Annotated in this window: 2 protein-coding genes; both read left to right on the top strand. The window is 70.9% G+C overall.

All coding sequences use genetic code 11. The features are described 5' to 3' along the window. The first annotated feature begins 636 nt into the window (after nucleotides 1-636). Nucleotides 637-4,686 (top strand): polymorphic toxin-type HINT domain-containing protein, encoded by a 4,050-nt coding sequence (locus ACFVHV_RS43175; protein WP_380359275.1) that lies wholly within the window; start codon nucleotides 637-639, stop codon nucleotides 4,684-4,686. A gap of 16 nt (nucleotides 4,687-4,702) precedes the next feature. Beyond that, nucleotides 4,703-5,044 (top strand): hypothetical protein, encoded by a 342-nt coding sequence (locus tag ACFVHV_RS43180; protein ID WP_380359278.1) that lies wholly within the window; start codon nucleotides 4,703-4,705, stop codon nucleotides 5,042-5,044. Nucleotides 5,045-5,225: the final 181 nt, after the last annotated feature.

Here is a 5,225-nt window from a genome sequence, read left to right on the forward strand (position 1 = left end):
GTACGGGGCCGGGCCGGGGTGGACGAAGTCCTCGACGGCCACCGGCGCGGCCGAGTTGTCCGCCGGGGTGCCGTCGGCGGAGGCGATCGCCGTGACGCCGAGCGTGGCGGCCGCGGCGACGGCGCCACCAACGATCCATCGGGACATGCGCTTTGCCATGAGTATTCCTCTTCGTTCGTTTGATGTTGCCCTGGTCGACAGATCGCCGGAATGGGACGAAGACCCCGGATGGCAGGCGAACCGACATGATGCGATGAAGCGTCATGAATGGCGGGAGCAAGGGTTGAAGGCCACTTGACCACCCCCGTGACCATCGGCGGAAACCGCCCCATCGAACCAGATCAACTGAGCCCGCGCCAAGACCCTTTTTGCAGCTCAGGCAGGCAGCTTGTCACGATTTGGAATGCATTTGATCACATACTGACGGTGCGACACCTTTGCCGAATTATGAACCCACTGAGGCACTTTGACGCCTTGACCTCTCTTCAACTCTTTGACTTCGTGAGCATTCTGTTGGACCGTCATTTATCGTGGGGATCTGCTGCGGCCGGATTCGGCCGATGTCGACAGTGGAGGTTTCCCGTGCGTCAATCGATATCCCGCTCACGACGGCGAGGGAGGGGAGGGCCGCCGCTGTTGGGCAGGCTCTCCCTGGGGCTGCTGCCACTGGCCCTCACGGCCGGGCTGGTCGGGGCCGGCGTGCCGAGCGCCGCCGCGGCGACGGTCGGCGGAGAGGTCCAGCCGAGCGACCGCCAACGCGCCGTTCAGGCGTGGCTCAACAGCGGCCCCCGGCTCCACGCACTCGCGGAGACCGCGCTCGCGGGCTCCGACCAGGACGTGAAGCGCTTCCTGGACACCGAGTTCGCCGCGGCGCAGAACGCGGACGACCTGCTCACCGCCACCCAGATCTCCAGCGTGGGCGGGCCGAAGGTCCGCGAGGCCGCCGACAAGGCCATCGACGGGACGGCCGCGGACCGACGCGCCTTCCTGGAGGGCGGCTGGCAGGCGGCGCTCGACGCGGACCGACGGCTGTGGATCACCCGGATCACCGACCCCGCGATGGGCGCCGGACGGAGTCTCCAGGCCGCGGGCGACGCCGCGCTGCGCAGCAACACCAGTGACGACCTGCAGCGCTTCCTGACCGAGGGCCAGTTCCCGGCGAAGGACGCCGACGACCGGGTCAAGCTGGTCCAGATCCTCAGCTCCGGTGGCCCCAACGTCCAGGCCGCGGCGCGTCTCGCGCTGAACGGCACGATCCAGGACGTGCGCGACTTCCTCGCCGTCGGCCGGTACATCGCGCAGAGCCGTGACCAGGAGCGCGCGAGCATCGCGCAGCTGGCGCAGCAGGCGAAGGACGCGAGCGCCCAGGCGGCCCAGGAGACGGCCGCGGCCATCGAGGCCAAGGACACGGCGGTCCACGAGGCGCAGAAGGCCATGGAGGCCGCCGCGCGGGCCGCGTCCGAGACCCAGCAGGCCGGCAACGACGCGGCCAAGGCCACCGCCGCCGCGAACGACGCCGCCAGTGCGGCCGACCGCGCGGGTGCCGCGGCGAAGACGGCGATGGCTGCCGCCCGCGCGGCCAACGCGGGTGCGCGCGCGGCCGCCTACGCGGCGTCCAACGCGGCCGCCGCGGCGGCCGGGGCCCAGCGCGCCGCGGCGAACGCGCGGACGGCGGCTGCCGCGGCGGCCGGTGACGCGACCAAGGCGCACGAGGCACGGGTGGCGGCGGACGCCGCCGACGCCGCGGCGAAGATCGCCGCGGATGCGAACGCCACGCTGGTGAAGGCGAACGAGGCCGCCAAGAGCAGCAAGGACGCGGCGGGTGCCGCGCTGAGCGCCAAGGGCAACGCGGATTCCGCGGCGGGTTCGGCCGAGCAGGCCGGTGCCTACGCGGACAGCGCGGGCGGGCAGTCGGCGAAGGCCAAGCAGGCCGCGGCGGCGACGCGTCGTGCGGCCGCCGAGGCCGGCCGTGCCGCCGCCGCCTCCCAGCAGCTGGCCGGCGAGGCCGCCGCACAGGCCGAGGCCGCCAAGACGCTGCTGGCGTCCGCCGCCTCCCACGCCGCGGCCGCGGCCCAGGCCGCGCGGGACGCCGCCGACCACGCCGGCCAGAGCGCCAACGCCGCGCAGGAGGCCACCGACCACGCGAACGCCGCCTCCGGCTTCGCCACGGACGCCCAGACCGCGGTCGACAAGGCCAACGCCGTCCAGGACCTGACCCGTCGCACCGAGGCGGAGGACCTGGCCAACCGCACCGCGGCGGCTGTGGAGAAGGCCCGCAAGGCCAAGGCGGACGAGGCGGACAAGCAGGCGCAGACCAACCAGGCGGCCCAGGAGGTCCAGCAGGCGAAGGCCGAGGCCGACCGCCTCGCCCAGCTGACCGACCAGCCCGGCGCCACGCCCGCGCAGGTCGCCACCGACGGCCGCAAGCTCGCCCTCGTCTCCCGCAAGATCTCCGGCACCTGGGGAGAAGCAGCGGCCGAGGCCGCCCTCACCGGCAACGACAACGCGGTCTTCTCCTACCTGAAGGCCGGTCGCAAGCAGGCGGAGGAGCACGACGCGCGCGACCGTGCCACTCAGGTCTACACGGACTCGGAGAGCGACGCGGTCCGTACCGCCGCCTACACCGCGCTCCAGGGCAACGCCGCCCAGGTCGGCACGTTCCTGACCAGCGGTCAGGCAGAGGCTGCCGCTCCTGACAACCGGCTGACGATCACCCGCATCAGCGACAACGCCGGCCCCGCCGTCAAGGCCGCCGCCGACGCCGCGCTGCGGACCAACACCCCGGCCGCGCTGCGGGACTTCCTCGGCAAGGGACTGGCCGACGCCCAGGCCGCCGACGACCGGCTGACCGCCGTCCGGCTGGAGGACGCCCAGGACACCGAGCCCGAGCTCAAGGCCGCGGCCAAGGTCGCCCTCGAAGGCCCCGTCCAGGACCTGCGCACCTTCGTGGCCCGGGGCCAGTACACCGCCCAGCAGCGCGACCGGCTCACCGCCGTCCACGTCGCCGACGTCAAGGGCCTGATCGCCCAGGCCACCGCCGCCGCCGCGACCGCCCAGCAGAACGCGGCCACGGCCCAGGCCGCCGCCGCCATCGCGCGCGACGCCGCCAACGAGGCGAGCGGCTACGCCGCCGCGGCCACGGCCTCGGCCAACACCGCCGCCGACCAGGTCGCCAAGGCCCAGGCCGCCGCCGACGCCGCCCAGGCCGACGCCGCCAGGGCGGCCGCATCCGCGAAGACCGCCAACGCCGCCAAGGCCTCCGCCAACCGCGACGCCGCCAAGGCGGTCTACTCGGCCAACCAGGCCGAACGCTCCGCACGGCAGGCGTACTTCGCCGCTGCCGATGCCAAGGATTCCGCCAGCGCCGCCCGTGCCTCGGCCGAGGCGGCAGGTCAGGACGCAACTGCCGCCCAGGCCGCTTACGAGGACGCCCAGGCGGACTACCAGGCCAAGTACGACGCCGAGGAGAAGGCCCGGCTCGCCAAGCTGGAGGCCGAGCGCAAGGAGGCCGAGAAGCAGGCCCAGGCCGAGAAGCAGAAGCAGGACGCGATCGCGGGGATCGAGGAGGAGATCAAGAAGGCGAAGGAGGACAGCGAGAACGTCAGCTACCTCTACCGCCTCTTCTCCGAGAGCATCCACCTCACCCTCGACGTCATCGGCGGCGCGGGCGGCGTCATCGCCCCCGGCCTCGCCGACATCGCCGACCTCGTCAACTGCGCCTACTACGCGGTCGAGGGCAGGACCACCGAGGCGGTCACGTCCTGCATCGGCGCGATCCCCTTCATCGGTGACGGTGCCGCCGTCGCCAAGCTCGCCCAGTGGGCCAAGAAGTTCGGCTCCTGGGGCGAGAAGGCCGTCGAGTTCATCAAGAAGCTCGTCACGCGCATTCCGCCGTCCTGCCCGCTGAACAGCTTCCCGGCCGGCACCCGCGTCCTGATGGCCGACGGTTCCACCCGTGCCATCGAGACCGTCCAGGTCGGCGACGAGGTCCTCGCCACCGACCCTGCGGCCGGAGCGACCGGCCCCCGCCGGGTCTCGAACACCATCTACACCCCGGACGACCGCGACTTCACCGACATCTCCCTCGGCGCGGGCCGGTCACTCACCAGCACCGACCACCACCCCTTCTGGGCCGAGAACCGGAAGCAGTGGACCGACGCCGCCGACCTCAAGCCCGGCGACGAACTGCGCGACCCGGCCGGACAGGCCCGGCCGATCGAGAACGTCCGGCACTGGAACACCCTCCAGCCCGCCTACAACCTCACCGTCGACGACCTCCACACGTACTACGTGCTGGCCGGCGACCTGCCGGTCCTGGTCCACAACACGGACCCGGCATGTGCGACCCACCTTGCCCTCGGCCTCGAATCCATCCGCGGACAGGAAGTCGGGACGCTCGACCGGTTCGCGCAGGGCCTTGGAGCCGTGACCTACAAGAACGGGCCCTTCGGTGACCTGATTCCCCGGGGCGTGGCAACTCCTGAGAATCTCAGCAAGATGATCGATCGGGTCGTCTCCGGCGGTGGAAAGATCAGTTTCAACATGAAGGGCGTTCAGGACGTCGAGGGCATCCTCAAGGGGATGGACTACGGCAACGGTTACACCTCGCACGAGTTGAGGTACATCTGCGGAAACCCGGCGGTTCGTAGGATCACCACGTTCATCAACGGCGACGCTCCCTGCTAGCGACTAGGGTGACGCCATGAACCTGGAGATCTCCTTCGACAGCGGGAAGCGGAACACTCGGCCCGTGATGGTGGCTCTACCCGATGGTGGAGGGCAGGTGCTCGGCGAGTTGACCGCTCGGGAGCAGCGGCCCGGAGGGTTCGAATGGCTTCAGGTCGTCATGAAGGTCTGGTACCGCCACGTTCTTCCGGTTGCGCCGTTCACCGAGTCGATCGAGGCGGGCTCCGTCGAGACATGGGTTCCCGTCGACTCCGTGACCTTCCTCGACGGCTACGACTACTCGGGAGTCAGGAACATGAGCCCGGGTGAAGGCCGGCCGGAGGGTGCTCCGCGGTTTCCGATGCCGTGGGAGGTATGAGCATGTGACGGGTCGTACGGTGCGGTGAAGCGTCTTCCCCGCATCACGCGCCCGTCGGACGCTCGACGCCGAGAGGTCCTCGCCGACACATGTCGGCGAGGGCCACGCCGCGTAAAAGCGGAGGGGGTACTTAACAAACCAAGGAACAAAAAAAAAAAAGAAGAGCCCGACGATGAGAGGG

The sequence above is a fragment of the Kitasatospora sp. NPDC127116 genome, from assembly GCF_042677365.1.
Lineage (GTDB): Bacteria > Actinomycetota > Actinomycetes > Streptomycetales > Streptomycetaceae > Kitasatospora > Kitasatospora lactacystinica.